The following is a 23,317-nucleotide window of genomic DNA, read 5'->3' as shown; positions in this document are numbered from 1 at the left end:
GTGCCGCACACCCGGCGGACGACCTGTGCGGGCCGCCCACCGGGTGCGGGTCCTGTGCTCAGCCGGAGGTGCGGGCGTCGAAGGACGAGGCCCGGGTCGCGGACGCGGCCGGTGCCGCCTCGGTCATCGCGCCCTCGCTGGCGGGCCCGTCCCCGGACGGATCCCCACCGGACGGCTTCTCAGCGGACGACCGGCCACCGGACGACCGGCCACCGGAGGAGTCCCCGGTGGACGGGTCCTCACCGGACCGGTCCTCGCCGCCCGCGGCGGGCGCCCCGGCCGCCGTGCCCGGCGCGCCGGCCGCGGGCTGCCCCGCGCCGTCGAGCGAGTACATGCGCACCCAGTCGATCTCGTAGCTGGCCTCGCGCATCCCGCCGCCGTGGAAGTTGTCGAACTGGATGGTCAGGTGCCCGGAGGGCATGTCCTGAATGTTCTTGCGGCCGCCGGGACCCGCGCCGTCCTCGAGCGTGTACCACTCCTTGCCGTCGACGTAGCCCCGCACGTGGTCCGGCGTCCACTCGAAGGCGATGTTGTGCCACTCGGACAGCGGTGCCCCGCAGTCCTCCTCCTCCAGGAACTCCTGCTGCACCGGCATGTTCGGGTGCGGGTAGTGGATGAAGGCGTTGGCGCACTCCTCGCCGGGCGCCTGGTTCTCGAGGAAGTCGTACTCGCCGTCCTCCGGCCAGCTGTCCGACTCCGGCCACACGATCAGCAGTGGGTGGTACTCCTTGCCCGAGTCCCCCGTGTTGAAGGAGCGGACGCGCGCCTCCCAGCGGCCGTACCGCTGGTCGAGCTTCGAGGCCAGCCAGCCGGTGTCGCCGTTCTCGCTGCCCTTCTGGATCAGCTTCTCGCCGTCGACGGTGCTGTTGGCGCCACAGCGCTTGCCGTTGCCGTTGTGGCCGGCCCAGCACCCGTTGATCGTGTCCCACTTGGCGGAGTCCGGGGCACCGGTGTAGTCGAACTCGTCGGACTCCGGCAGCGGTGTGCCCCAGCCGTACTTCTCGGCGGCGGTGTCGGGCTCGGCCGGGACCGGCGGCACCGCGACGGGCGGCACCGTGGCGGGCGGCACCGTGGCGGGCGGCACCGTGGCGGGCGGCACCGTGGCGGGCGGCACCGTGGCGGGCGGCACCGTGGCGGGCGGCACCACCACCGGCGGCGTGACGGCCGGGGGCACCCCGGGCGGCTCCTGCACCGCAATCCCACCGGGCCCGGCCACCGTCCCGCCCGCCGGTGGAGCGGTCGGGTCCGCGACGGGCGCGGCGACGGGGACCGCCGCGGCGACCCCCGGAGCGGCAGCACCGGCGACGGGAGCCGGTCCCGTGACCGGGTCCGCCCCCGCACCGCTCACGGGCGGGACGGGCGCGGTGCCCGCCGCCGGCGCAGGGCTGGGAACCTGTGCCGAGGCGTCCGCGGGATCGGAGGACAGCAGTCCCGTCCCGGCGGGAGCGGGAGCGGTCGGCCCGGTGGCCGCGGTGTCCCCGGGGGTGTCGTGGGCGCTCGCGACGCCGGGCCCGATCAGGCCCAGGGCACCGACCGTCGCGATCAGAGCGAGGTGTCTGCGGGTTCGGAGCTTCATCGGATCGCCTTTCGCCTGCACCCCCGTCGCCCGGGCGGGCAACCCGGTCCGGCGGCTTCGTGACTCTGCGCAAGGCATCTGTCACTACCCGCCGCACCGCATGGTGTCGTTGAGGTAGGTGGTGCTGGCGTGAATCATGGTGCTGATGTCCGCTTTGAGTCAGCGCAGAGCAGGCAACGCCCCTCGAAGGCGTGACACCGCCCCCGGTCGGGCGTCACCCGGTGCAGCGAAGGCCCGCTCGGGGCGCCGGAGCACGAACCACCCGTCTGAGCAGCGTGTCTGACGCAGAGTCGCCGAAACGGTCACGACCCGTGAGATCAAGCGCCGACGCCATGAAGCACCGCACGCACGCCCCGGAGCCAGCGCTCGGGGACGGTCTCGGGCTCCCACGGTCATCACGAGCGTGGCAGGACGGTCGTCGAAGCAGCCCTCACGTCCCGCTGACAACGATCATGGAGCCGGGTCGTCGCCCGGAGGCCACAGCGCGACTCGCGAGAGGGCACAGCGCGACGCCTGCGAGGGCAGGGCGCGAGTGGCGGGGTGGGTCGGGCGCACCCGACCCACCCACCTAGCCCTTGAGCCGCGTGGAGACCTCGGCCCAGGTGCCGAGCAGCCGCTCGGCCGCGCCGGAGTCGATCGCCCCGGCGGCGCGTTCGAGGCCCGCGGCGAGGGCGGTGTCGAGGTCGGTCACCGGGCCGTCGTAGGCCGCGAGCGCGCCGGCGGCATTGAGCAGCACCGCCTCGCGGACGGGCCCTTGCTTGCCGGCGACGAGGTCGCGGGCGACCTCGGCGTTGGCGCGGGCGTCGCCGCCCCGCAGGTCCTCGCGGGTGGCGGGGCCGATGCCGAGGCGGGCGGGGTCGACGGTCGCCCGCCGCACCTCTCCCCCGCCGGCGATCCAGACGGCGCTGGCGGTGGTCGTGGTGAGCTCGTCGAGGCCGTCGTCGCCCCGCACGACGAGCGCGGAAGCACCGCGCCCGGCCAGCACCTCGGCGATCACCGGGGCGAGCCGCGGGTCCGCGCACCCGACGAGCCCCGCCGACGGCTGGGCCGGGTTGGTGAGCGGGCCGAGGATGTTCATGGCCGTGGGGACGCCGAGCTCGCGGCGCACCGGGCCGGCGTGCCGCATCGCCGGGTGGAAGACCGGGGCGAAGCAGAAGGCGATACCCACCTCGGCCACACAGCTCGCGACGGCGGACGGCGGCAGGTCGATGACCACGCCGAGCGCCTCCAGCACGTCGGCCGCCCCCGACGACGAGGACGCCGCCCGGTTCCCGTGCTTCACCACCGGCACCCCGGCCGCGGCGACCACGATCGCGGCCATGGTCGAGATGTTGACGGTGTTGGCCTGGTCCCCGCCCGTCCCGACGATGTCGACGGCGCGCCCCGCGACCGTGACCCGGTTGGCGTGGTCGAGCATCGCCGCGGCGAGCCCGGTGATCTCGGTGGCGGTCTCGCCCTTGGACCGCAGCGCGACGAGGAACCCGGCGAGCTGGGCCGGCGTGGCGTCGGCCGACAGCACGCGGTCCATCACCCACGCCGTGTCCTCGGCGGCGAGGTCCTGGCCGGAGATGAGCCGGCCGAGCACGGCCGGCCAGGTCTGGTCGGCCATCAGCGGCGGACGGGGGCGCTGTCCCCGGACCCGTTCCCGGCCTCGAGACCGCGCAGCACCTCGGCCACCGTCTCGGCGGCGGTCAGCGGGTCGAGCGGGTGCACGAGCACGGCGTCGGCCCGGGACCAGGTGGCGAGCCACCGGTCGTCGGCGCGCCGCACGGAGACCACGATCGGGGGGCAGTCGGCGATCTCGTCCTTCAGCTGCCGGGCGAGTCCCAGGCCGCCGGTCGGCTGCGCCTCGCCGTCGAGGATCGCGAGGTCGACCTCGCCGGCGTCGCACGCCGCGAGGACCTCGGCGACCCCGGAGGCCTCGACGTAACGGACGCGGCCGAGATCGGGCGCGGGGCGCCGCCCGACGGCCGTCACGACGGCCTCCCTGACCTCCGGACGATGGCTGTAGACCAGCACGTTCCAGGTCCGCCGCCCGGACGACGCGGACGGGTTCGTGCTCGCGGGGAGGCTTCCGGCGCTGCTCACCCGCCGCATACTAGTCAGCACCCTCACACCCGCGGACGCGCACGCGCGGGAACCCGGAGGGGCCGGTGAGGCGTTGCCCCGGTGCCACCGAACCGGTTCTCCCTGACGAAGTGGGTATCCCGACAGGCTGTAGAAGTTCGCGTGGGGTCATAATGCCCGCGTGACGACAGCGGCTCCCAACATCAGCGCGCGGATCCACTCGCTGAACCGACCGAACCTGGTCAGCATCGGCACCATCGTCTGGCTGTCCAGCGAGCTGATGTTCTTCGCCGGCCTGTTCGCGATCTACTTCACCGCGCGCGCCCAGAACGTCGGCGAGTGGCCCCCGCCGCCGACCCACCTCGACGTCCCCTACGCACTGGTCGTGACGATCGTCCTCGTGGCGTCGTCGTTCACGTGCCAGTTCGGGGTGTTCGCCGCCGAGCGCGGCGACGTCTTCGGCCTCCGGCGCTGGTACACGCTGACGCTGCTCATGGGCACGTTCTTCGTGCTCGGCCAGATCAACGAGTACCACACGCTGGTCACCGAGCACGAGACGACGATCTCGTCCAGCGCCTACGGCACGGTCTTCTACATGGCCACGGGCTTCCACGGCCTCCACGTGACCGGCGGCCTGATCGCGTTCATCTACCTGTTGATCCGCACCAGGCTGAGCAAGTTCACCCCGGCACAGGCCACCGCGGCGATCGTCGTGTCCTACTACTGGCACTTCGTCGACGTCGTCTGGATCGGCCTCTTCGCCGTCATCTACTTCATCCGGTAGCGGACCCCGCTCCCCGGAAGCACGAAACGCCGACCGTGAGGGTTAGACGCCGACGATGACCACCGAGACCACCACACCACCCGCGCCCCGGAAGCGGCGGCCGCACGGCAAGATGCGGCGGAAGTTCGCCGGTCTCCTCGCGATCGGCGTCGCCCTGCTGGCGGTCGGCGGCGGGTACACGTTGTTCGCCCCGAACGCCGAGCAGAACCAGGCGATCGCCCAGCCCGACGCCGCCCTGGTGGCCAAGGGCCAGGAGCTGTACAACGCCGCCTGCATCACCTGCCACGGCTCCAACCTGCAGGGCGTCGCGGAGCGCGGCCCCAGCCTGATCGGCGTCGGCGACGCCGCCGTCTACTTCCAGGTCTCCTCCGGCCGCATGCCGCTGGCCCGCCAGGAGGCCCAGGCCGGCCGCAAGCCCCCGCTGCCGCAGTTCGACCCGGACACCGAGGAGGGCCGGGCGAACCTCGACGCCCTCGGCGCCTACGTCCAGGCCAACGGCGGCGGCCCGGAGACCCCGGCGCAGACCGGCGCCGCCCTCCGCGGCGACGACCCGGCCCGCGGCGGCCAGCTGTTCCGCCTGAACTGCGCCTCGTGCCACAACTTCACCGGTGTCGGCGGCGCACTGTCGTCGGGGAAGTACGCCCCGTCGCTGGCCACGCCCACCGAGGAGCAGATCTACACCGCGATGCTCACGGGCCCGCAGAACATGCCGAAGTTCGGTGACCGGCAGCTCACGTCGGAGGAGAAGCGGGACATCATCGCGTACGTCAAGTCCGTCACCAACGGCAGCAACCAGGTGGGCGGTTACGACCTCGGGGGCCTCGGCCCGACGACCGAGGGCGTGGTCATCTTCGTCGTCGGCCTGACCGCTGTCATCGGTTTCGCAATGTGGTTGGGAGCGAAGAATTGAGCGCCACCGACACCCCCGGCCGCCCCTCCCCGGAGGAGCTCGAGGGGATGAGCCAGGAGGAGTTGGCGCGGCTGGCCGGGACCCTCGACGACGTCGAGGTCGTCCACAACGCGCCGAAGTGGCCGGTCAGGGGCACCCGCGCCGAGAAGCGCGCCGAGCGCACCGTCGCGGCCTGGTTCATCCTGTCGGCGCTCTCGGCCCTGGGCTTCATCGTCGCCTTCATCGCCTGGCCGCATGAGTACGTCGCCCCCGGTGCCCCCGGGTACGGCTGGTACGCCTCGTACAACCCGGCGATCGGCTTCCTGTTCGGGTTCACCGTCCTCGCGCTGGGCATCGGCGTCATCGCCTACGTGCGGAAGTTCTTCCCCGAGGAGGTCTCGGTCCAGCAGCGGCACGACGGCCGCTCGGACGAGGTCGACCGCAGGACGATCATGGCGCAGCTCGCGTCCGCCGGGAAGTCGACGGACATCGCCCGGCGCAAGCTGATCACCCGCTCCGCGGGTGCCGCGGCCGGCATCTTCGGCATCGGCCTCGGCATCGCGGCCCTCGGCCCGCTCATCCGCAACCCGTGGAAGGGCGGCGACCAGGCGGCCCTGTGGGTCACCCCGTGGGCCCCGAAGGGCGACGAGACCGTCTACCTGCGCCGCGACACGGGCATCCTCGGCGAGATCTCCCGGGTCCGCCCCGAGGACATGGAGCCCGGCTCCATGGAGACGGTGTTCCCCTACCGCGAGTCGGAACGCGGCAACGAGGAGGAGCTGCTGCACGCGCAGCGCGCCTCGGACACGCCGGTCATGCTCATCCGGCTCCGCCCCGGCACCGAGACGATCAAGCGCCAGGGCCAGGAGAACTTCCACTTCGGCGACTACTACGCCTTCTCGAAGGTGTGCACCCACCTGGGCTGCCCGACGTCGCTCTACCAGGCGCAGGACAACCGCATCCTGTGCCCGTGCCACCAGTCGCAGTTCCTCGCGACCGAGTACGCGCGGCCGGTCTTCGGTCCCGCGACGCGCGCATTGCCCCAGCTGCCCATTACCGTGGACAGTGAGGGTTACTTCGTGGCACGGAGCGACTTCATCGAGCCCGTCGGACCGGCATTCTGGGAGCGGAGGCCATGAGCGCCATCACCACACCCGTCACCAAGTCCGGTGGCCCGAAGAGCAAGGCCGCCGCCGCGCTCGACGAGCTCGACGAGCGGTACCACCCCGCCGCCGGGCTGCGGAAGCAGTTCAACAAGGTCTTCCCCACGCACTGGTCGTTCATGCTGGGCGAGGTCGCGCTCTACAGCTTCATCGTCCTGCTGCTCTCGGGCATCTACCTCGGGCTGTTCTTCGACCCGTCGATGACCGAGGTCGTCTACAACGGCCCGTTCGACAACCTGCGCGGCATCCACATGTCGCGGGCGTACGAGAGCGCCGTCGAGATCTCCCTGGAGGTCCGCGGCGGCCTGTTCGTGCGGCAGGTCCACCACTGGGCGGCGCTGCTGTTCGTCGCCTCGATGGTCGCGCACATGTTCCGGATCTTCTTCACCGGCGCGTTCCGCAAGCCGCGTGAGACGAACTGGATCATCGGCCTGGTCCTGATCCTGCTGGGCATGCTCGAGGGCTTCACCGGCTACTCGCTACCGGACGACCTGCTGTCCGGCATCGGCCTGCGCATCGCCTCGGGCTTCATCATGTCGATCCCGCTGATCGGCACCTGGGCGCACTGGCTGCTCTTCGGCGGCGAGTTCCCGGGCATGGAGATCATCCCGCGGCTCTACATCGTCCACGTGCTGATCTTCCCGGGCATCCTGCTCGCGCTGATCGGCGTGCACCTGGCGCTGGTCTGGTACCAGAAGCACACCCAGTTTCCCGGCCCCGGCCGCAAGGAGACCAACGTCGTCGGCGTCCGGATCCTCCCGGCGTTCGCGGCCAAGGGCGGCGCGTTCTTCGCGATCGTCGTCGGCGTCATCGGGATCATGGCCGGCATCTTCCAGATCAACCCGATCTGGAACCTCGGCCCCTACGACCCCTCGCACGTCTCCGCCGGGTCGCAGCCCGACTGGTACATGCTGTTCTCCGAGGGCATGGCGCGCATCTTCCCGCCGTGGGAGATCTACCTGTTCGGCCGCTACACCATCCCGGCGGCCTTCTGGGCCACGGTGGCGTTCCTCCCGGTGCTGTTCGTGGTGGCGGGCATCTACCCGGCCCTCGAGCGCAAGATGACCGGCGACAACGCCCTGCACAACCTGCTCCAGCGCCCGCGTGACGTCCCCGTCCGCACGTCGCTGGGCGTCATGGGCATCACGTTCTACGTCTGGCTGGTGCTCTCGGGCGTCAACGACTGGATCGCCTACTTCTTCCACGTCTCGCTCAACGCGACCACGTGGGCGGGCCGCATCGGGCTCCTGGTGATCCCGCCGATCGCCTACTGGGTGACGTACCGGATCTGCATCGGCCTGCAGAAGAGCGACCGGGCGGTCCTGGAGCACGGCATCGAGACGGGCATCATCCGGCGGCTGCCGCACGGCGAGTTCATCGAGGTCCACCAGCCGCTGGCGGGCGTCGACGGCCACGGCCACCCGGTCCCGCTGGAGTACCAGGGCGCCCCGGTGCCCAAGCGGATGAACCAGCTGGGCTCGGCCGGTACGCCGGTCGCGGGCTCGCTGCTCGGCCCGGACCCCGTCGAGGAGACGGTGGCCCTCGAGCAGGCCCGCGCCGACAACCACCACCGCGAGCTCGAGGAGCGCGACCGGCGCGCCCGGGCGGCGGAGGAGCTGGAGCTGGCCGGCCGGCCCGACGCGGGGCGGCCGAAGGACCAGACCGACTGACGGTCCGCACGTCCTGAGCGACACGGAGAAGGGGTCCCGCACCGCGGGGCCCCTTCTCCCGTTCTCGGGCCGCCTCCCGCGGATCACCCTGTCCGGGAGGCCAGGTGTCACGCGCCACGCGCGGCTGCTAACGTGGCCGACGTGCGACTCGCAGCGATCCTTCTCGCCGCGCGCGCAGGGCTCGTAGTAGCCCAGCGCGTCGGCTGAGCCAGGCTGCCGTCGCGCCCCCGCGGGACCTCTCGCCCCGCCCTCCCCAAGCCGAGAACCCTGCCGAGACCTGGCTCGCGTTCCCAGCAGCTTCACGAACGCACCCCCGGAGCACGTCCCATGAGCATCACCATCGACCGGCCCAGCGACATCCGCACCGGCACCGCCGGCTGCCGCATCCTGCGCCGCCACACGATCGTCACCACGCACGGCATGGACGGCGTCCTGCTGGTCGCCGCCGAGCTGCGCGCCTGCGGCGGCCTCGTCAAGGAGATGGCGGTCGACGTCCGCGAGGGCGTCGGCTGCAGCGAGCTCACCTGCTCGGTCAGCATGACCGCGGAGGAGGCCGCGGAGTTCGCGACCCGCCTCCGCGCCCTGCCGAGCGTCGAGTCCGTCGACCCCTACTAGGAGGCCGGGGCGCCGGTCCGGCCCCGGGCGGCGGCGAGCATCTCGCCCAGCTCGGCGACCTTGACCCGCTCGGCGCCGCCGCGGGCCTCCCCCAGGCGCAGCTCCTCGGCGTCGAGCCGTCCCCAGTCGGACCAGGTGACCGGCTCGATGCCGTAGGCCTCCAGCCGCTCGACGACGGAGTCCGGGTCCGGGTACTCGGGGTCCGGGAGCGTGTGGAGGTCGTCGAGCAGCGAGGCGACGGTCTCCACGGCGTCGTGCTTGTTCGTGCCGATCACGCCGGTGGGGCCGCGCTTGATCCAGCCGGTCACGTAGGCGCCGGGCACCGGCCGGTCGCCGTCGACGACCCGGCCGGCGTCGTTGGGCACGATCCCGTTGCGCGCGTCGTAGGGCAGGCCCGGGATCGGCTCGCCCGAGTACCCGATCGCCCGGACGACCAGCCCGGCCTCGAGCGTCTCCTCCTCGCCGGTCCCGACGACCTTCCCGTCCCGCACCTCGTTGCGCTCGACGACCATGCCGGCCACCCGGCCGCCCTCCTCCAGCAGCCGCACGGGCGTGCGCAGGAAGTGCAGGTGGATGCGCCGGGGCGCGTCGCCGGGGGTGTGCGCCGTCCACTCGGTGAGCAGCGCGAGGTTCTGCTTCTGCCGGCGCTCCTCGGGTTCCGGGACGCCCGCGGCCAGGACGCCGTCGTCGTGCACCAGCACCTGCACGTCGTCGAGCTCGCCGATCTGCCGCAGCTCCGCCGGGGTGAACTTGACGTGCTCCGGCCCGCGCCGGATCACCACGTGGACGTCGGCGACCGCACTGCCGCGCAGGGTCTCCAGCACCCGGTCCGGCACGTCCGTCCCGGCCATCTCGGCGTGCCCGCGGGCGAGCACGCGGGCGACGTCGAGCGCGACGTTCCCCGCCCCCACCACGACGACGCCGGGGTGGTCGAGCAGCGGGTCGAGGTCGACGAAGTCCGGGTGTCCGCAGTACCAGCTCACGAAGGCGCCGGAGCCGTGGCTGCCGTCGAGCTCCTCCCCCGGGATGCCCAGGGCGCGGTCCACCGAGCTGCCCGAGGCGTGGACGATCGCGTGGTAGTGCTCGCGGAGGACGTCGAGCGGGATGCCGCCCTCACCGACGCGGACGTTGCCGAGGAACCGGACGCGGGAGCCGTCGTCGAACGGCTTCTGCAGCACCCGGATGACCGACTTCATCTTCACGTGGTCCGGGGCGACGCCGTAGCGGACCAGGCCGTACGGGGCGGGCAGCCGGTCGAGCACGTCGACGTCGACGGGGACCTCGGAGGCCAGCAGGGCGGCCGCGGCGTACAGGCCGGACGGGCCGGCCCCGACCACCGCCACTCTCGGTTGCGCGGGCATCTCGGGCGTCACTGCTCCTCGCGCGCCCCCGGTCGACGGGGTCCTCCGGCGGCCGGCGGCTGCCGACGACCGGTGGTGACCGGGGCGCAGGTGGTGGGAATGCGCGTCTGTCCGGCTCAGTATCGCCCGCCCGGCAGGCCTGGCGCGTGAGATCCGTCACGCGTCCGGCCGGGTGGTCAGCCGGCGAGCTCCTCGCTGCTGCGGAAGACCCGCCGGTAGTCCGCCGGCGCGACGCCGACGACCTTGCGGAAATGGTGCCGCAGCAGGGTGCCGCTGCCGAACCCGCAGCGGGTGGCCACGGCGTCGACGGAGAGGTCGGTGTCCTCGAGCAGGCGCCGGGCGTGCAGCACGCGCTGCCGGGTCAGCCAGCGCAGCGGGGTCGTGCCGGTCTCGTTCACGAAGCGGCGCGCGAAGGTCCGCTCGGACATCGTCGCGCGCTTCGCCAGGTCCGCGACCGTGTGCTCGACGTCGAGATGGGTGAGCATCCAGTCCAGCAGCGGCCCGAGCGAGTCGGCCGAGCACTCGGGCACGGGCCGGTCGATGAACTGCCGCTGCCCGCCCTCGCGCTGCGGCGGCACCACCATGCGGCGCGCGATGCCGTTCACGACGGCGCTGCCGAGCTCGCGGCGGACCAGGTGCAGGCAGGCGTCGATGCCGGCCGCCGTACCCGCGCTGGTGATGAGGTTGCCGTCGTCGACGTAGAGCACGTCCGGGTCCACCTCGACCGTCGGGTACCGCTCGCGCAGCTCGTCGACGCTGTGCCAGTGGGCGGTGACCTTGCGCCCGTCGAGCAGCCCGGCCTCGGCCAGCACGAACACGCCGGAGCAGACGGTCAGCAGGATGGCGCCGGCCGCCTCCGCGTCCCGCAGGGCCTGGAGCGCCGCCTCCGGGAACTGCCGCAGGCGGGTGGCGGGCACGGCGACCAGGTCGGCGCCCTGGAGCCCCTCGAGGCCGTGCTCGGGCACGACCTGCACGCCCCCGGTGGTGCTGACCGGCTTCCCGGCCTCCACCCCGCAGACGCGGTACTCGAGGACGGGCAGGCCGTCGTCGGAGCGGTCCATGCCGAACACCTCGCACAGCACCCCGAACTCGAACACGGCGAGCTCGGGCATGACCAGCACGGCGACACTGCGCAGCATGCGCGACAGCATACTGGCGGCATCTTTGCGTAGGGTGTCTTCTCTGCCACTTCTGGCAGGAACTGATGCGGAGCAAACTTCCTGCCATGACCGCATCGATCCTCGTCCTCGCCGCCCTCGTCGTCCTCGGGTGGAGCCTCGTCCGCGCCCACCGGGACGGCCGCCGCCGCTTCCGCCTGGCCCAGTTCCGCCCCGCGGCGCCGTTCGCCGGGATGCTGCCGGCCGACCGCGACCGGGAACGCCTGGTCGCCGAGCTGCGGGCCCTGCCCGACTCACCGGCCGACATCGAGACACGGCTGCGCATCTAGATTCCCGCCCGACGGGCCGGCCCCGACCGGGGCCAGCCCGTCGGTGTGCTCGGGCCGCGTGCTCGGGCCGCGTGCTCGGGCCGCGTGTTCAGGCCCCGTGGAACTCCGTGAGCCGCTCCGCCTCCTCCGCGACCTCCCGCGCCGCCGCGGCGGGCAGCTCAGAGAACGGCGCCGGCAGCACCCGCCCGTCGGTGAACCGCCAGGTGCCGGCCACCCGGCCGTCGACCAGGAAGGTCGGCGTGGACTGCGGCATCCGCGTGGCGAACACCTTCTCCCGGTGCTCCGGCGGCAGGATGCCGGCGCGCGTCGCGTGCCCGAGCAGCAGGACCGCGTCGAAGGTCGAGAGGAACCGCACGGGCGCGGGCGTGTCCGCCGCCGGGATCGGCAGCCGCGGCAGGTCGACGAGCTCGCCGCCCGCCGGGTCGCGGAACCGCCGGGTCTCGATCCTCGCCAGCACGGCCCGTGCCTCGGTGATCGTCCAGCCGGCGTACCGCGCGAGGTCCTGTGCCGACGCCGGCCCGAACCCGCGCAGGTAGCGCTCGGCCAGCAGCTCCTCGCCGCGGGCGCGGTCGGCCCCGCTCGCGGGCACCCAGTCCTCGGCCAGCCCGTACACGTGCGCGCGCGGCGACTCCCAGGTCCCGGCGGGCGGCACCCGCACGAGGTCGAGCCACAGCTGGACGCCCTGGAAGGCGACCTTGGGGAACCCGTCCGCCGCGAGCAGCGCGACGATCTCGGCCTGCTTGCGCGGGCCCTCCGCCAGGTACCCGCGGACGGCGGCGACGACGGCGGGCATGTCCAGGCCCGCGGCCTCCTTCTGCGCGCGCAGCCACCACCGGCGCCGCGGCTCGCGCACCGCCTCGGTGAGCGGCGCGAGGTCGGCCGCCGAGACCATGTGGATGGTGCAGCGCATGACCCACGCCTGGACGATCCGGCGCCCGGTCAGCGCCGCGGTGAGGTCCTCGCGGCGGAACTCCCGCAACCGGGACCACAGCCCGACGTAGCCCGACGGCGCGTACTGGGTCTGCAGCCCGCCCACCCGCTCGACGGCGCGGACCGGCCCGATCGCCGCCCGCTCCAGCAGGAGCTGCCGCGCCAGCAGCGCGCGGTTCAGCTCACCCCAGGACAGCTCCCGTTCCCCCACGCCGGGCAGCGTGCCATCCGGGACCGACGGAACGGGAGGTTCAGCCCGGGGAGACGGCGAGCCCGGCGGCGGGGATCGCCAGGCCGAAGCGCTCGCGCAGGGTGCGCAGCGGGGTCCGGTGCGCCCGCAGCAGCGGGACGACGTCGTCGGCCACCTTCTCCAGCCCGCGCGGCCGGGCGGGGAGGAACACGACCCCGTCGGCGCCGGCCCCGGCGAGCTCGCGGGCGAGCGACGCGAGCCCGGCCGAGCCGGAGTGGTGGAGCCCGTCCCCCGTGCCGACCCCGACGTCGACCAGCACGCGCAGCGTCCCCGGGTCGCGCCCGGCCTCGGCGGCCGCACCCTCGACGTCCAGCCGGCGCATCGCCGCCTCGGCGACCGTGCCGGCGGAGATCCGCACGACGTCGGCGCTGCGCGCCGCGACCGTCAGCGCCTCGGGCGCGTCGGCGCGGACCACGACGACGGGCTCGCCCTGCGGCGACCGCGGCACGGGGATCCGGCCCTGCACCTGCACGAACTCCCCGCTGAACCCGGTCCCGCCGCCGGCTCGCAGCCGGTGCGCCACCTCGACGACCTCCGCGGCCTCGGCCCACAGCTCCCCGGACGGGGTGGGCGCGACCGGGGCCGTCACCACGGCCTCCCACCCGGCCCGGCCGAGCGAGGCGGCGTCGAGCGCGGCCACGGCGTCGTGCAGGGCGACGGGATCGCCGCCGGTCACGGGCACCTGCGGCACCAGCCCGGTGCCGGGCACGCCGGGCGCCACCCGGGTGGCGATCGCGAGCGCGTCGAGCGGTGCGGGGCCGGCGACCGGCTCGGGGGGATCCACGAGGAACAGCACGTCGACGCCCCGGGCCGTCAGCGTGACCCGCTCCAGGAGTCGCCCCGGATCGGCGCTCTCGCCGCACGGCTGCACGCCCAGCACGATCGGTCGCTCGGCCACGGGTCCCCCTCGCTCGGTCTCAGGGCCACCATCGCAGCACGGGCCGCGCCCGGACGCCCGGCGGGGTCACCCCCGCAGCCCCTTCAGGTCCGCCTCGACGGCGGCGGCGCAGGCCCGCAGGTGCGGGAGGGCCTCGTCGCGCAGCCAGGCGGTGCTGTTGCGCAGGGCGTGCGTGCTGACGTTGGCGGCCGCGACCACGGTGCCCGCCGCGTCCCGGATCGGCACCGCGACCGACCGCAGCCCGTCCTCCAGCTCCTGGTCGACGAGGCAGTAACCGGCGGCGCGGACGTCGCCGAGGACGTCCCGCAGGGTGTCCCGGTCGGCCACGGTGCGGTCCGTCAGCGGCTCGAGGGCACCCAGCCGCGCGTCGAGCTCGGCTGGCGGGAGGGCGGCGAGCAGGACCCGGCCCATCGAGGTGGCGTAGGCGGGGAACCGCGTGCCGACCGTGATCGACACGGCCATGATGCGCGCGGTGGCGACCCGGGCGACGTAGACGACGTCGCCGCCGTCGAGCACGGAGACGGAGGCGGACTCGTGCACCGTCTCGACGAGCTCCTCCAGGTGCGGGGAGGCGAGCTCGGGCAGCGACAGCGCCGAGAGGTAGGAATAGCCCAGCTCCAGCACCCGAGGGGTCAGCGCGAAGAACCGCCCGTCCGTGCGGACGTAGCCGAGCTCGACGAGCGTGAGCAGGAAGCGACGGGCGGCGGCGCGGGTCAGGCCGGTGGCGCGCGCGACGTCCGACAGGGTCTGCGCCGGGTGCGCCCCGTTGAACGCCTTGATCACCGACAGCCCGCGGGCGAGCGACTGGACGTGCTCGGCGCGGACGGCGTGGTCGGTCTGGTTCGCACCGTGCTTCTCGGGCGCGTTCACCGGGCCTCCAGGATGCGGTCGACGAGCTCGCCGGCGTGGCCGGTGTCCGGCTCGCCGTCGGTCGTCAGGGCGAGGTTGCGGCGCATGGCCTCCGGGTGCACCTGCAGGCCCTCCAGGCTGGTGTGCAGCCGGGCGGCCGCACCGCTGGTGACCGCGAGCAGGTCGGTGAGTGTGCCCCACTCCGCGTGCCAGGCCCCGGCCGCGCGCTGGTGCTCGTGGTCCATCGCGGCGAGCAGCGTCGCGACCAGCCCGGGGGCCCGGCGGGCCGACGCCCGTGCGGTGATCGCCGCGATCGGGTTCCGCTTGTGCGGCATGGACGACGAGTCGCCCGGCGCCGCCTCCGAGACCTCGCCGACCTCGGTCTGCGACAGCAGCACCACGTCCGTCGCCGGCTTCGCGCACGCCCCCGCGGCCACGCCGAGGGCCGCGGCCAGCGTGCCGATCCGGGTGCGCTCGGTGTGCCACGGGACACCCTGTGGAGCGAGCCCGAGCAGGTCGGCGACCGCGTCGGCGACCGCGGGCCCGTGCGGGTGGGAGGCGGCGAGGGTGCCGGCCGCGCCGCCGAACTGGACGGGCAGGGCGTCGACCCGGACGGCCAGCTCGCGGGCGGCGGCGTCGAGCCCGGCGGCCCAGCCCGCGGCGACGAGCCCGAAGGTCGTCGGCAGGGCCTGCTGGCCGAGGGTGCGGGCGACGGTCGGGGTGTCGCGGTGCGCGCCGGCGAGCCGGGCGGCGGCGTCGGCGGCGGCGCGGAGGTCGGTCAGCACGGTCGGTGCGGCGCGGTGGACGAGCAGCACCAGCGCCGTGTCCATGACGTCCTGGCTGGTCGCGCCGGGGTGGACCGCGCCGCTCGCCCCGTCCGCCGCCTTGCGGAGCAGGCGGACCAGCGGGATCACCGGGTTGCCGCCCTCGACGGCCGCGGCGGCCAGCTCACCCGGCACGTCCGGGTCCGCGGCCAGCCGGTCGGCCGCGGCGGCGACCTCCTCCGCGTCGTCGGGCCGGACGAGGGCGTAGCGTGCGGCGGCGCGGGAGAGGGCGACCTCGGCGTCGAGCAGCGCGCGCAGCCACGCGGTGTCGCCGAGGTGCGCGGCGACGGCGTCGGTGCCGGAGAGCGGCGCGAGCAACCCCGTGTTCGTCATGCGCACGACCGTACGGCATGCGCCCGGAATGGTCAGGGGCTCGCTCGGGGACAATGGCCCGGTGACCCGCCCCCGTTACCGCACCGTGCTCCTCGACCTCGACGGCACCCTCGTCGACTCCGCCCCGGGCATCCTCGGGACCCTCCGGACCGCCTTCGACCAGGTCGGCGTGCCGTGGGACGACACCGTCATCGGCCCCCACCTGCTCGGCCCGCCGCTCTACGAGTCGCTGCCGCCGCTCGTCGGGGCGGAGAATGCCGAGAAGATCCTCGCGCTGTACCGGCCGCTGTACCGCGAGAGCGGCCTGCTCAAGTCCACCCCGTACCCGGGCATCGAAGACCTGCTGCGCGCCCTCGTGGCCGCCGACGTGCGGCTCGGGCTGGCGACGAGCAAGGCCGAGCCCGCCGCCCGCGAGATCCTCGCCAACCAGGGCTGGACCGAGCTGTTCGCCGCGATCACCGGCGACACGGTCGACGCGCAGCGCCCGAGCAAGGCCGCCGTGGTCGAGGAGGCGCTGCGCCGGCTCGGCTCCCCCGCCCCCGAGGAGACGATCATGGTCGGCGACCGGCTGCACGACGTCGTCGGCTCGGGCCGGCACGGGATCTCCTGCCTCGGCGCGGGCTGGGGCTACGCGGAGCCCGGCGAGCTCGACACCGCCGGCGCGATCGCGGTCTACGACTCCGTCCCCGACCTGCAGGCCGCCGTTCTCTGAATCAGGCTGGTGGGGGTCGTCCCGGCGACCCTCGCCACACCCTGCTCGTCAATGTTCGCGATACGAACTCTTGTGCGAGATGCGAACGGCAGGTACGGTGCCCCGCATGGACAAGGTGGTGGCGTCGGCGCGCGAAGCGGTCGCCGACATCGGGGACGGCGCGTCCCTGGCCGTCGGAGGCTTCGGCATGTCCGGCGTCCCGACCGCGCTGATCGCGGCCCTGCTCGAGCAGGGCGCGACGGACCTCGAGACGATCAGCAACAACCTGGGCGTGGACGGCTTCGGCCTCGGCACCCTCCTCTCCGCGGGCCGGATCCGCCGGACGATCGGCTCCTACGTCGGCAACAACAAGGAGTTCGCCCGGCAGTACCTCGCCGGCGAGCTCGAGCTGGAGCTGACCCCGCAGGGCACGCTCGCCGAGCGGCTGCGCGCGGGCGGGGCCGGGATCCCGGCCTTCTTCACCCCCGCCGGCGTCGGCACGCTGGTGAGCGACGGCGGCCTGCCGTGGCGCTACGCGGCGGACGGCACGGTCGCGGTGAAGTCCCCGCCGAAGGAGGTCCGCGAGTTCGACGGCGTGCGCTACGTGCTCGAGCGCGCCATCGCCCCGGACTACGCGCTGGTCCACGCCTGGAAGGGCGACCGGCACGGCAACCTCGTCTACCGGCGCAGCGCCCGCAACTTCAACCCGGACTGCGCCGCCGCGGGCCGGGTCACCATCGCGCAGGTCGAGCACCTCGTCGAGCCCGGCGAGATCGACCCCGACGCGGTGCACACCCCCGGCATCCACGTCCAGCGCGTCGTGCACGTGCCCGACGCCGAGAAGCCGGTCGAGTTCAGGACGGTGCAGAAGTGAGTCTGACCAGGGACCAGCTCGCGAAGCGGGTGGCCGACGAGCTGCCCGACGGCTCGTACGTCAACCTCGGCATCGGCATGCCCACGCTGGTGCCCGACCACATCCCGGGCACCCGGACCGTGGTGCTGCACAGCGAGAACGGCATCCTCGGCGTGGGCCCCTACCCGACGGACGACGAGGTCGACCCGGACCTGATCAACGCCGGCAAGGAGACCGTCACGGTCCTGCCCGGCGCGAGCTACTTCGGCTCGTCGGACAGCTTCTCGATGATCCGCGGCGGCAAGGTCGACGTCGCCGTCCTCGGCGCGATGCAGGTCAGCGTCGGCGGCGACCTCGCCAACTGGGCCATCCCCGGCAAGATGATCAAGGGGATGGGCGGGGCGATGGACCTCGTGCACGGGGCCAAGAAGGTCATCGTGATGATGGACCACGTCTCCAAGGACGGCTCGCCCAAGATCGTCGAGCAGTGCACCCTGCCGCTCACCGGCGTGGGCTGCGTGAACCGGATCGTCACCGACCTCGCCGTGATCGACGTGACCGACGAGGGCCTGCGCCTGGTCGAGACCTTCGGCGTGTCCGAGGACGAGGTCCGCGAGAAGACCGGCGCCCCCCTCCTGTGACCCGTGAGTGGCGATAGTCGCCATAGCGACTATCGCCACTCACGACGCTCAGCCGACCAGCAGGACGATCAGGGTGCGGGGGCCGTGCACGCCCTCGACCCGGTCCAGCTCGATGTCGCTGGTCGCACTGGGCCCGCTGATCCAGGTCAGCGGCCGGGTGGGCTCGAGGCGGGCCACGGCGGCGGCGACGTCGGCGACCACCTGGTCCGTCCGCACCACGCACACGTGCCGGTCGGGCACGAGGGTCGCGGCACGTCGGCCCTGCCCCGGCCCGTGGTCCAGCACGATCGTCCCCGTCTCGGCGATGCCCAGCGCGGCCGTGGTCAGCACGCCGTCGACGGTGTCGAGCTCGGCGGTCGTCAGCTGCTCGTCGAGGATCGCGTCGGCCGGGCGCAGGTCCTCCGGCAGGTCCGCGGGCGCCAGCAGGCGCGGGACACCCTCCAGGGCCGCGGCCAGGTGCGTCGGCAGGTCCTCGGGCGTGCAGCGGACCACCGTCGCCTTGTAGTCGGCCACCCGCTCGGCGAACAGCTCGACGTCCTCGTGCGTGGTCGGCCGCGGCTCCGGCCGGTCCACGGCGACGTCGGCCGGGGTCTCGGTGCCCGGGACGTCCCGCAGCGCCGTGCGCACCCGCCCCAGGATCTCGTCGCGCGCGCTCACTTCGCTCCCCCGTTCCCGCGGCGCCCGCCGTCCGTCCGCGCCCACCACGCCCGGAACGACTCCGGCGCGGGCACCGGCACGTCCCGCGCGTCGGACCAGGCCGCGGCCGGCCCGGGCAGCGCGCCGAGCACGCCGCGGCCACCCGGCGCGCGGCGCTTCGTGCCGCGCAGGACCCGTCCGACGGCGCCGGACACCTTCTCCGCCGCGGCGGTCCGGCGGGCGTCGGACAACGCCCACGACGCCGCCTTCATCGCCAGGTTCTGCACCTTCGGCTCGCCGCGGTGGGCGTCGACCACCTTCGTGCGCAGGTGCACCAGCACCTCGGGGATGTCGATCCGCACCGGGCACACCTCGAAGCACGCCCCGCACAGGCTCGACGCGTAGGGCAGCGAGTCGAGCTGGGTGTCGTGCCCGACCCCGCGCAGCATCGGCGTGAGGATCGCCCCGATCGGCCCCGGGTAGACCGAGCCGTAGCTGTGGCCGCCGGTGCGCTCGTAGACCGGGCAGACGTTGAGGCACGCCGAGCACCGGATGCAGCGCAGCGCCTGCCGGCCGACCTCGTCGGCGAGCACGTCGGTCCGCCCGTTGTCGAGCAGCACGACGTGGACCTCCTGCGGCCCGTCGCCGGGCGTCACGCCGGTCCACATCGAGGTGTACGGGTTCATCCGCTCGCCGGTGGAGCTGCGCGGGAGCAGCTGCAGGAAGACGTCGAGGTCCGCCCACGTGGGCACGAGCTTCTCGATGCCCACCACGCTGACCAGCACCTCGGGCAGGGTCAGGCACATCCGGCCGTTGCCCTCGCTCTCGACCACGGCCAGCGTGCCGGTCTCCGCGACCGCGAAGTTGGCGCCGGACACCGCGACCTTGGCACGCAGGAACTTCTCCCGCAGGTGGGCCCGGGCGGCGGCGGCGAGCTCGGCCGGGGTGTCGGTGAGGTCGCGGGGCGCGGCCTTCCCGTGCCGGCCCATCTCGCGCAGGAAGATCTCGCGGACCTCGGAGCGGTTGCGGTGGATCGCCGGCACCAGGATGTGGCTGGGCAGGTCCTCGCCGAGCTGCACGATCAGCTCGGCCAGGTCGGTCTCCCAGGCGTGGATCCCGGCGGCCTCGAGGGCCTCGTTGAGCCCGATCTCCGCCGTCGCCATGGACTTGACCTTGACGACCTCGTCCGTCCCGTGGACGCGGGCGATGTCGACGACGATCCGGTTGGCCTCGGCGGCGTCGCGCGCCCAGTGCACGGTCGCGCCGGCCCGGGTCAGCGACTCCTCCAGCTGTACGAGGTAGGTGTCGAGGTGCCGGAGCGTCCGGTCCTTCAGCGCGGCACCGGCGAGCCGCAGCCGCTCCCACTCGTCGACCTCGCCGACGACGGCGGCCCGCTTGGCCCGGATCGTGCCGGTCGCGTGCGCGAGGTTGCGCCGGAGCTGCGTGTCGGCCAGGGCGGCGCGGGCCGCGGTCGGGAAGGCGGGCGTGCCGAGGAAGGTGGCGCTCACCGGGCACCTCCGGCCGTGAGGGCCGCACTGCCCGCGGAGGTGCGGTCGGCCTCCCGGGGCGCTTCCTCGATCACGGGCTCGGTCGCGGCCAGCACCTCCGCGAGGTGCATCACCCGCACGCCCGACCGCTCGCGGGAGAGCAGGCCGCCTATGTGCGTCAGGCAGGAGTTGTCCCCCGCGACCAGCACCTCGGCGCCCGACTCGCGCACGTGCCGCGCCTTGTCCGCGCCCATCGCGATCGAGGTCTCGGAGTTCTTCACCGCGAAGGTCCCGCCGAACCCGCAGCACTCCGTGGCCGCCGGCAGCTCGACGAGCCGCAGCCCGCGCACGGCCTGCAGCAGCCGGGTGGGGCGGTCGCCCACGCCCAGCATCCGCAGCGAGTGGCAGGTCGGGTGGTAGGTGACCCGGTGCGGGAAGTAGGCCCCGACGTCGACCACTCCCAGGACGTCGACCAGGTACTCCGACAGCTCGTACACCGGCGCGGCCTGCTCGACGGCGCGCACCAGTCCCGGGTCGCCGGAGCGCTCGGCCACCAGGCGGTGCTGGTGGCGCACCGAGCCCGCGCACGAGCCCGACGGCACCACGACGGCCTCGTACCCCGCGAAGGCCTCCAGGTGCCGGCGCAGCAGCGGCACGGCCTCGTCGAGGTAGCCGGTGTTGACCATGGGCTGGCCGCAACAGGTCTGCGCGGCCGGGAAGTCGACCTCGACGCCCAGCCGGCGCAGCAGGGTGACGACGGCGCGACCGGTGTCCGGGAACAGGGCGTCGTTCATGCAGGTGACGAGCAGGCCGACGGTCACGGTGCCTCCGGTGGTGGGCGGAGCTGGGCGCCGGGTCCGTACCCGGATCCGGCGCTGACTGGGCTATGGTCGGACCTTAGCCCGCACGCTAGGCTCCCGTCCACCGAGGGGGTGGAGATGGCGGCACCACGCTGGGACCAGGTCCAGCGCGTCCCGACCTACGAGCTCGTGATCGAGCGGATCGAGGAGCAGCTCGTCTCGGGGGCGCTCGGCCCGGGCGACCGGCTGCCCCCGGAGCGGGAGCTCGCGTCGATGCTCGGCGCGAGCCGGCAGGCGGTGCGCGAGGCGCTGCGGGTGCTGCAGGCGCAGGGCGTCGTCCGCTCGCAGCAGGGCACGGGCAGCGACTCCGGCACCGTGATCGTGCCGGCACCGGCGAGGGCCCTGTCCCGGCTGCTCAAGATGCACCTCGCGGTGAGCTCCTTCCCGGCCGAGGACCTCACCGGCGCGCGGGTGATGCTGGAGCGAACCAGTGCCGCGTCGGCCGCCGAGCGGCACTCCCCCGCCGATCTCGCCCGGCTCCGCGAGGCGCTCGCGGCGATGGACGCCGACCTCCCGCGCGAGGAGTTCAACCCGCTCGACACCGCCTTCCACGTGGCGATCGCCGAATCCGGCGGGAACCGGCTCGTCAGCGAGCTGACGGCGGCGATCCGCGAGTCACTGCGCGGCGCCCTGCTCGACGGCATGCGGGCCGAGGAGGACTGGCCCGGCCTGCGCGCGCAGCTGCGCCGCGAGCACCGCGGGATCCTCGACGCGATCGAGGCCGGTGAGGCCGTGCAGGCCGCCGAGCGGATGGAGGCGCACATCCGCGCCTTCCACCGCCGCCTGCCCTGACGTCGGCCGATCAGGTGCCCGGGTCGTCGTCGGGCGGCGAGGTGGCGGCCGATCCCGCCCGCCGGGCCCGGTCCTCGAGGTAGTGCTTCTCGGCGAGGTTGAGGGTCGCGCGGGCGGCCCGCCGGAAGTGCTCCCGCGCCCCCTCGTGGTCCCCGAGCCGGTCCAACAGGTGGGCGCGGACGGCGTCGGGCCGGTGGTGGCGGGCCAGGCGCTTGTCGTCGGCCACCCGGTCCAGCACCTCCAGCCCCCGCTCGGGCCCGTACGCCATCCCGACGGCGACCGCCCGGTTCAGCGTGACCACCGGATTGTCCGTGCACTCCTCGAGCAGCCGGTAGAGGATCTCGATCTGCCGCCAGTCGGTGTCGGCGTCCGTGGGCGCCTCGGCATGGACGGCCGCGATCGCCGCCTGCAGCTGGTACGGCCCGACCTCGCGGCGGGCGAGCGTGCGTTCGAGCAGCCCGACGGCCTCGTCGATCGCGGCGTGGTCCCACCGGCTCCGGTCCTGCTCGGCGAGGGGGACCATGCGGCCGTCGGCGTCCGTGCGGGCCTGCCGCCGGGCGTCGGTCAGGAGCATGAGGACGAGCAGGCCGGCCACCTCGCCGTCGGCGGGCAGGAGGCGGTGCAGCATCCGGGTCAGCCGGATCGCCTCGGCGGAGAGGTCGACCCGGGTGAGGCCGGTGCCGGCGCTGGCCGTGTACCCCTCGTTGAAGATCAGGTAGAGGACGTGCAGCGCGGCGGCCAGCCGCTCGGTGCGCGCGTCGGCGGGCAGGGTGAACACGGCGCCGCCGGCCTCGATCGTCGCCTTCGCCCGGCTGATCCGCTGGGCCATCGTCGCCTCGGGGACCAGGAACGCGCGGGCGATCTCCGCGGTCGTCAGCCCGCCGACGGCGCGCAGCGTCAACGCGATCCGGCTCGCCTCGGTGAGGTCCGGGTGCACGCAGAGCAGCAGCATCTCGAGGCTGTCGTCGACGGCCGGGGCCTCGAGCTCGACGGCCTCGGCGGGATCGACGGCCGCGGCCTCCTCCCGGCGGCGCCGCGCGCTGTCGCTGCGCCACAGGTCGGTCAGCCGGCGGCGGGCGACGGTGACCAGCCACCCGACCGGCTCCTCCGGGACGCCGCTCTCCGGCCACGCGGTCGACGCCGCGAGGAGGGCCTCCTGCACCGCGTCCTCGCACAGGTCGAACTGCCGGAAGCGGGACACGAGCACGCCGAGGACCTGCGGCGCACAGCGGCGCAGCAGGTCCTCGAGCGCGCGGTCGACCATCGTCAGGAGGCCTCGGGCTCGCTCAGGCCGAAACCCGCGGTGAAGACGACCGGGCGCACCTCGATCGCGAGCCCCTCGATCGCGGCGTCGGGGATCTTGGCGGCCAGCTCGTACGCCCGCTCCGGGGTCTCGACGTCGACCAGGTAGAAGCCGCCCATGTACTCCTTGGCCTCGACGAACGGGCCGTCGGTCACGGTCGTCGCGCCGTCACGGACGGACACGACCGCACTGCGCGACGGGTCGGCCAGGGCCTGCGTGCCGATCAGCTCCCCGGTGCGGGTGATCTCCTCCATGAAGCGGCCGTGCCCGGTCCCGATCTCGCGGCCCTGGGCCTCGGTCAGGCTCTCCAGCACGGCGGGGTCGACCTGCATGATGATCAGGTACTTCACGACGTCTCCTCTCGTCGGCGGCGCCCGGCGGGCGTCCGTCGTGAGCAC

General features: G+C 74.0%; 24 protein-coding genes. 10 read left to right on the top strand and 14 right to left on the bottom strand.

The genetic code is table 11. The annotated features are described in order from the left end of the window. Positions 1–58: 58 nt before the first annotated feature. From PKE99_RS09355 to PKE99_RS09345, 3 genes are all read right to left on the bottom strand, one after another. Positions 59–1,576 carry a family 16 glycosylhydrolase gene (locus PKE99_RS09355; RefSeq protein ID WP_271214867.1) on the bottom strand — a complete coding sequence of 506 codons (1,518 nt, stop codon included), beginning with the start codon at positions 1,574–1,576 and terminating at the stop codon, positions 59–61. A gap of 568 nt (positions 1,577–2,144) precedes the next feature. Continuing rightward, the gene (gene trpD, locus PKE99_RS09350) at positions 2,145–3,185 is read right to left on the bottom strand and encodes an anthranilate phosphoribosyltransferase (protein ID WP_271214866.1); all 1,041 of its coding nucleotides are present in this window, start codon (positions 3,183–3,185) and stop codon (positions 2,145–2,147) included. After that, positions 3,185–3,595: a response regulator gene (locus PKE99_RS09345; protein ID WP_197040492.1), complete on the bottom strand. Its 411-nt coding sequence runs from the start codon at positions 3,593–3,595 to the stop codon at positions 3,185–3,187. Before PKE99_RS09345 ends, trpD begins: the two co-directional genes overlap by 1 nt. 229 nt (positions 3,596–3,824) lie before the next feature. Between PKE99_RS09345 and ctaE the strand changes: the two genes are divergently transcribed. The 5 genes from ctaE to PKE99_RS09320 all read left to right on the top strand — a co-directional run bounded on the left by ctaE (position 3,825) and on the right by PKE99_RS09320 (position 8,764). Next, positions 3,825–4,427 (top strand): aa3-type cytochrome oxidase subunit III, encoded by a 603-nt coding sequence (gene ctaE / locus PKE99_RS09340; protein ID WP_037041245.1) that lies wholly within the window; start codon positions 3,825–3,827, stop codon positions 4,425–4,427. Positions 4,428–4,482: 55 nt separating this feature from the next. Then, positions 4,483–5,337, top strand: a complete 855-nt coding sequence (gene qcrC, locus PKE99_RS09335; protein WP_037041242.1) for a cytochrome bc1 complex diheme cytochrome c subunit — start codon at positions 4,483–4,485, stop codon at positions 5,335–5,337. Continuing rightward, on the top strand, positions 5,334–6,455 hold the full coding sequence (gene qcrA / locus PKE99_RS09330) for a cytochrome bc1 complex Rieske iron-sulfur subunit (protein WP_037041240.1): 1,122 nt from the start codon (positions 5,334–5,336) through the stop codon (positions 6,453–6,455). The genes qcrC and qcrA overlap by 4 nt, the downstream gene beginning before the upstream one ends. Then, a complete protein-coding gene (qcrB, locus tag PKE99_RS09325; RefSeq protein ID WP_037041238.1) occupies positions 6,452–8,149 on the top strand; it encodes a cytochrome bc1 complex cytochrome b subunit in 1,698 nt (565 codons plus the stop codon). Before qcrA ends, qcrB begins: the two co-directional genes overlap by 4 nt. Before the next feature lie 327 nt (positions 8,150–8,476). Next, the gene (locus PKE99_RS09320; RefSeq protein ID WP_037041235.1) at positions 8,477–8,764 is read left to right on the top strand and encodes a hypothetical protein; all 288 of its coding nucleotides are present in this window, start codon (positions 8,477–8,479) and stop codon (positions 8,762–8,764) included. Here the strand turns inward: PKE99_RS09320 and PKE99_RS09315 are convergent. Further along, positions 8,761–10,125: an FAD-dependent oxidoreductase gene (locus PKE99_RS09315; RefSeq protein ID WP_037041741.1), complete on the bottom strand. Its 1,365-nt coding sequence runs from the start codon at positions 10,123–10,125 to the stop codon at positions 8,761–8,763. The genes PKE99_RS09320 and PKE99_RS09315 overlap by 4 nt on opposite strands. Positions 10,126–10,301: 176 nt before the next feature. Next, positions 10,302–11,264: a helix-turn-helix domain-containing protein gene (locus tag PKE99_RS09310; RefSeq protein ID WP_037041740.1), complete on the bottom strand. Its 963-nt coding sequence runs from the start codon at positions 11,262–11,264 to the stop codon at positions 10,302–10,304. An 86-nt stretch (positions 11,265–11,350) separates the two neighbouring features. Here PKE99_RS09310 and PKE99_RS09305 point away from each other — a divergent pair, with 86 nt between their 5' ends. After that, positions 11,351–11,572 (top strand): hypothetical protein, encoded by a 222-nt coding sequence (locus PKE99_RS09305; protein ID WP_037041234.1) that lies wholly within the window; start codon positions 11,351–11,353, stop codon positions 11,570–11,572. An 88-nt stretch (positions 11,573–11,660) separates the two neighbouring features. Here PKE99_RS09305 and PKE99_RS09300 read toward each other — a convergent pair whose 3' ends face one another. The 4 genes from PKE99_RS09300 to PKE99_RS09285 form a co-directional block, all read right to left on the bottom strand. Continuing rightward, complete coding sequence (locus tag PKE99_RS09300; RefSeq protein ID WP_051736840.1) at positions 11,661–12,713, bottom strand: winged helix DNA-binding domain-containing protein; 1,053 nt, start codon at positions 12,711–12,713, stop codon at positions 11,661–11,663. Positions 12,714–12,753: 40 nt separating this feature from the next. Next, complete coding sequence (locus tag PKE99_RS09295; protein ID WP_051736839.1) at positions 12,754–13,650, bottom strand: LLM class flavin-dependent oxidoreductase; 897 nt, start codon at positions 13,648–13,650, stop codon at positions 12,754–12,756. A gap of 66 nt (positions 13,651–13,716) precedes the next feature. Next, entirely contained in the window at positions 13,717–14,520 is an 804-nt protein-coding gene (locus tag PKE99_RS09290; protein ID WP_037041231.1) for an IclR family transcriptional regulator domain-containing protein, read from the bottom strand. Next, complete coding sequence (locus PKE99_RS09285; protein WP_037041229.1) at positions 14,517–15,656, bottom strand: lyase family protein; 1,140 nt, start codon at positions 15,654–15,656, stop codon at positions 14,517–14,519. The genes PKE99_RS09290 and PKE99_RS09285 overlap by 4 nt, the downstream gene beginning before the upstream one ends. Before the next feature lie 61 nt (positions 15,657–15,717). On the opposite strand from PKE99_RS09285, the gene PKE99_RS09280 reads away from it, so the two are divergent. The 3 genes from PKE99_RS09280 to PKE99_RS09270 all read left to right on the top strand — a co-directional run bounded on the left by PKE99_RS09280 (position 15,718) and on the right by PKE99_RS09270 (position 17,841). After that, positions 15,718–16,368, top strand: coding sequence for an HAD hydrolase-like protein (locus PKE99_RS09280; RefSeq protein WP_037041736.1), 651 nt, complete (start codon positions 15,718–15,720; stop codon positions 16,366–16,368). Between the two features lie 106 nt (positions 16,369–16,474). Next, a complete protein-coding gene (locus tag PKE99_RS09275) occupies positions 16,475–17,221 on the top strand; it encodes a CoA transferase subunit A (protein WP_037041226.1) in 747 nt (248 codons plus the stop codon). Then, positions 17,218–17,841, top strand: coding sequence for a CoA transferase subunit B (locus PKE99_RS09270; RefSeq protein WP_037041225.1), 624 nt, complete (start codon positions 17,218–17,220; stop codon positions 17,839–17,841). Before PKE99_RS09275 ends, PKE99_RS09270 begins: the two co-directional genes overlap by 4 nt. Positions 17,842–17,889: 48 nt before the next feature. Here PKE99_RS09270 and PKE99_RS09265 read toward each other — a convergent pair whose 3' ends face one another. The 3 genes from PKE99_RS09265 to PKE99_RS09255 are packed head-to-tail and all read right to left on the bottom strand — an operon-like array spanning position 17,890 to position 20,785. Further along, a complete protein-coding gene (locus PKE99_RS09265; protein ID WP_037041734.1) occupies positions 17,890–18,498 on the bottom strand; it encodes a LutC/YkgG family protein in 609 nt (202 codons plus the stop codon). Further along, positions 18,495–19,985 carry a LutB/LldF family L-lactate oxidation iron-sulfur protein gene (locus PKE99_RS09260; RefSeq protein WP_037041223.1) on the bottom strand — a complete coding sequence of 497 codons (1,491 nt, stop codon included), beginning with the start codon at positions 19,983–19,985 and terminating at the stop codon, positions 18,495–18,497. The genes PKE99_RS09265 and PKE99_RS09260 overlap by 4 nt, the downstream gene beginning before the upstream one ends. Continuing rightward, on the bottom strand, positions 19,982–20,785 hold the full coding sequence (locus PKE99_RS09255) for a (Fe-S)-binding protein (RefSeq protein WP_081923797.1): 804 nt from the start codon (positions 20,783–20,785) through the stop codon (positions 19,982–19,984). Before PKE99_RS09255 ends, PKE99_RS09260 begins: the two co-directional genes overlap by 4 nt. Positions 20,786–20,902: 117 nt before the next feature. Between PKE99_RS09255 and PKE99_RS09250 the strand changes: the two genes are divergently transcribed. After that, the gene (locus tag PKE99_RS09250; protein WP_037041730.1) at positions 20,903–21,616 is read left to right on the top strand and encodes a FadR/GntR family transcriptional regulator; all 714 of its coding nucleotides are present in this window, start codon (positions 20,903–20,905) and stop codon (positions 21,614–21,616) included. Between the two features lie 10 nt (positions 21,617–21,626). On the opposite strand, the gene PKE99_RS09245 is transcribed toward PKE99_RS09250, so the two are convergent. Further along, positions 21,627–22,880: an RNA polymerase sigma factor gene (locus PKE99_RS09245; RefSeq protein WP_037041221.1), complete on the bottom strand. Its 1,254-nt coding sequence runs from the start codon at positions 22,878–22,880 to the stop codon at positions 21,627–21,629. 2 nt (positions 22,881–22,882) lie between these two features. Next, the gene (locus tag PKE99_RS09240; RefSeq protein WP_037041219.1) at positions 22,883–23,269 is read right to left on the bottom strand and encodes a YciI family protein; all 387 of its coding nucleotides are present in this window, start codon (positions 23,267–23,269) and stop codon (positions 22,883–22,885) included. Positions 23,270–23,317: the final 48 nt, after the last annotated feature.

It is taken from the genome of Pseudonocardia halophobica (assembly GCF_027922425.1).
Lineage (GTDB): Bacteria > Actinomycetota > Actinomycetes > Mycobacteriales > Pseudonocardiaceae > Pseudonocardia > Pseudonocardia halophobica.
Note: the sequence above shows the minus strand (reverse complement) of the source record. Positions and strands in the feature narration are given on the sequence as shown.

Bases quoted from the DNA above. Each gene is read 5' to 3' on its own strand.
- PKE99_RS09355 (WP_271214867.1), bottom strand. From the start codon at position 1,576: ATGAAGCTCCGAACCCGCAGACACCTCGCTCTGATCGCGACGGTCGGT.
- trpD (WP_271214866.1), bottom strand. From the start codon at position 3,185: ATGGCCGACCAGACCTGGCCGGCCGTGCTCGGCCGGCTCATCTCCGGC.
- qcrC (WP_037041242.1), top strand. From the start codon at position 4,483: ATGACCACCGAGACCACCACACCACCCGCGCCCCGGAAGCGGCGGCCG.
- qcrB (WP_037041238.1), top strand. From the start codon at position 6,452: ATGAGCGCCATCACCACACCCGTCACCAAGTCCGGTGGCCCGAAGAGC.
- PKE99_RS09320 (WP_037041235.1), top strand. From the start codon at position 8,477: ATGAGCATCACCATCGACCGGCCCAGCGACATCCGCACCGGCACCGCC.
- PKE99_RS09315 (WP_037041741.1), bottom strand. From the start codon at position 10,125: ATGCCCGCGCAACCGAGAGTGGCGGTGGTCGGGGCCGGCCCGTCCGGC.
- PKE99_RS09310 (WP_037041740.1), bottom strand. From the start codon at position 11,264: ATGCTGCGCAGTGTCGCCGTGCTGGTCATGCCCGAGCTCGCCGTGTTC.
- PKE99_RS09305 (WP_037041234.1), top strand. From the start codon at position 11,351: ATGACCGCATCGATCCTCGTCCTCGCCGCCCTCGTCGTCCTCGGGTGG.
- PKE99_RS09285 (WP_037041229.1), bottom strand. From the start codon at position 15,656: ATGACGAACACGGGGTTGCTCGCGCCGCTCTCCGGCACCGACGCCGTC.
- PKE99_RS09275 (WP_037041226.1), top strand. From the start codon at position 16,475: ATGGACAAGGTGGTGGCGTCGGCGCGCGAAGCGGTCGCCGACATCGGG.
- PKE99_RS09250 (WP_037041730.1), top strand. From the start codon at position 20,903: ATGGCGGCACCACGCTGGGACCAGGTCCAGCGCGTCCCGACCTACGAG.
- PKE99_RS09245 (WP_037041221.1), bottom strand. From the start codon at position 22,880: ATGGTCGACCGCGCGCTCGAGGACCTGCTGCGCCGCTGTGCGCCGCAG.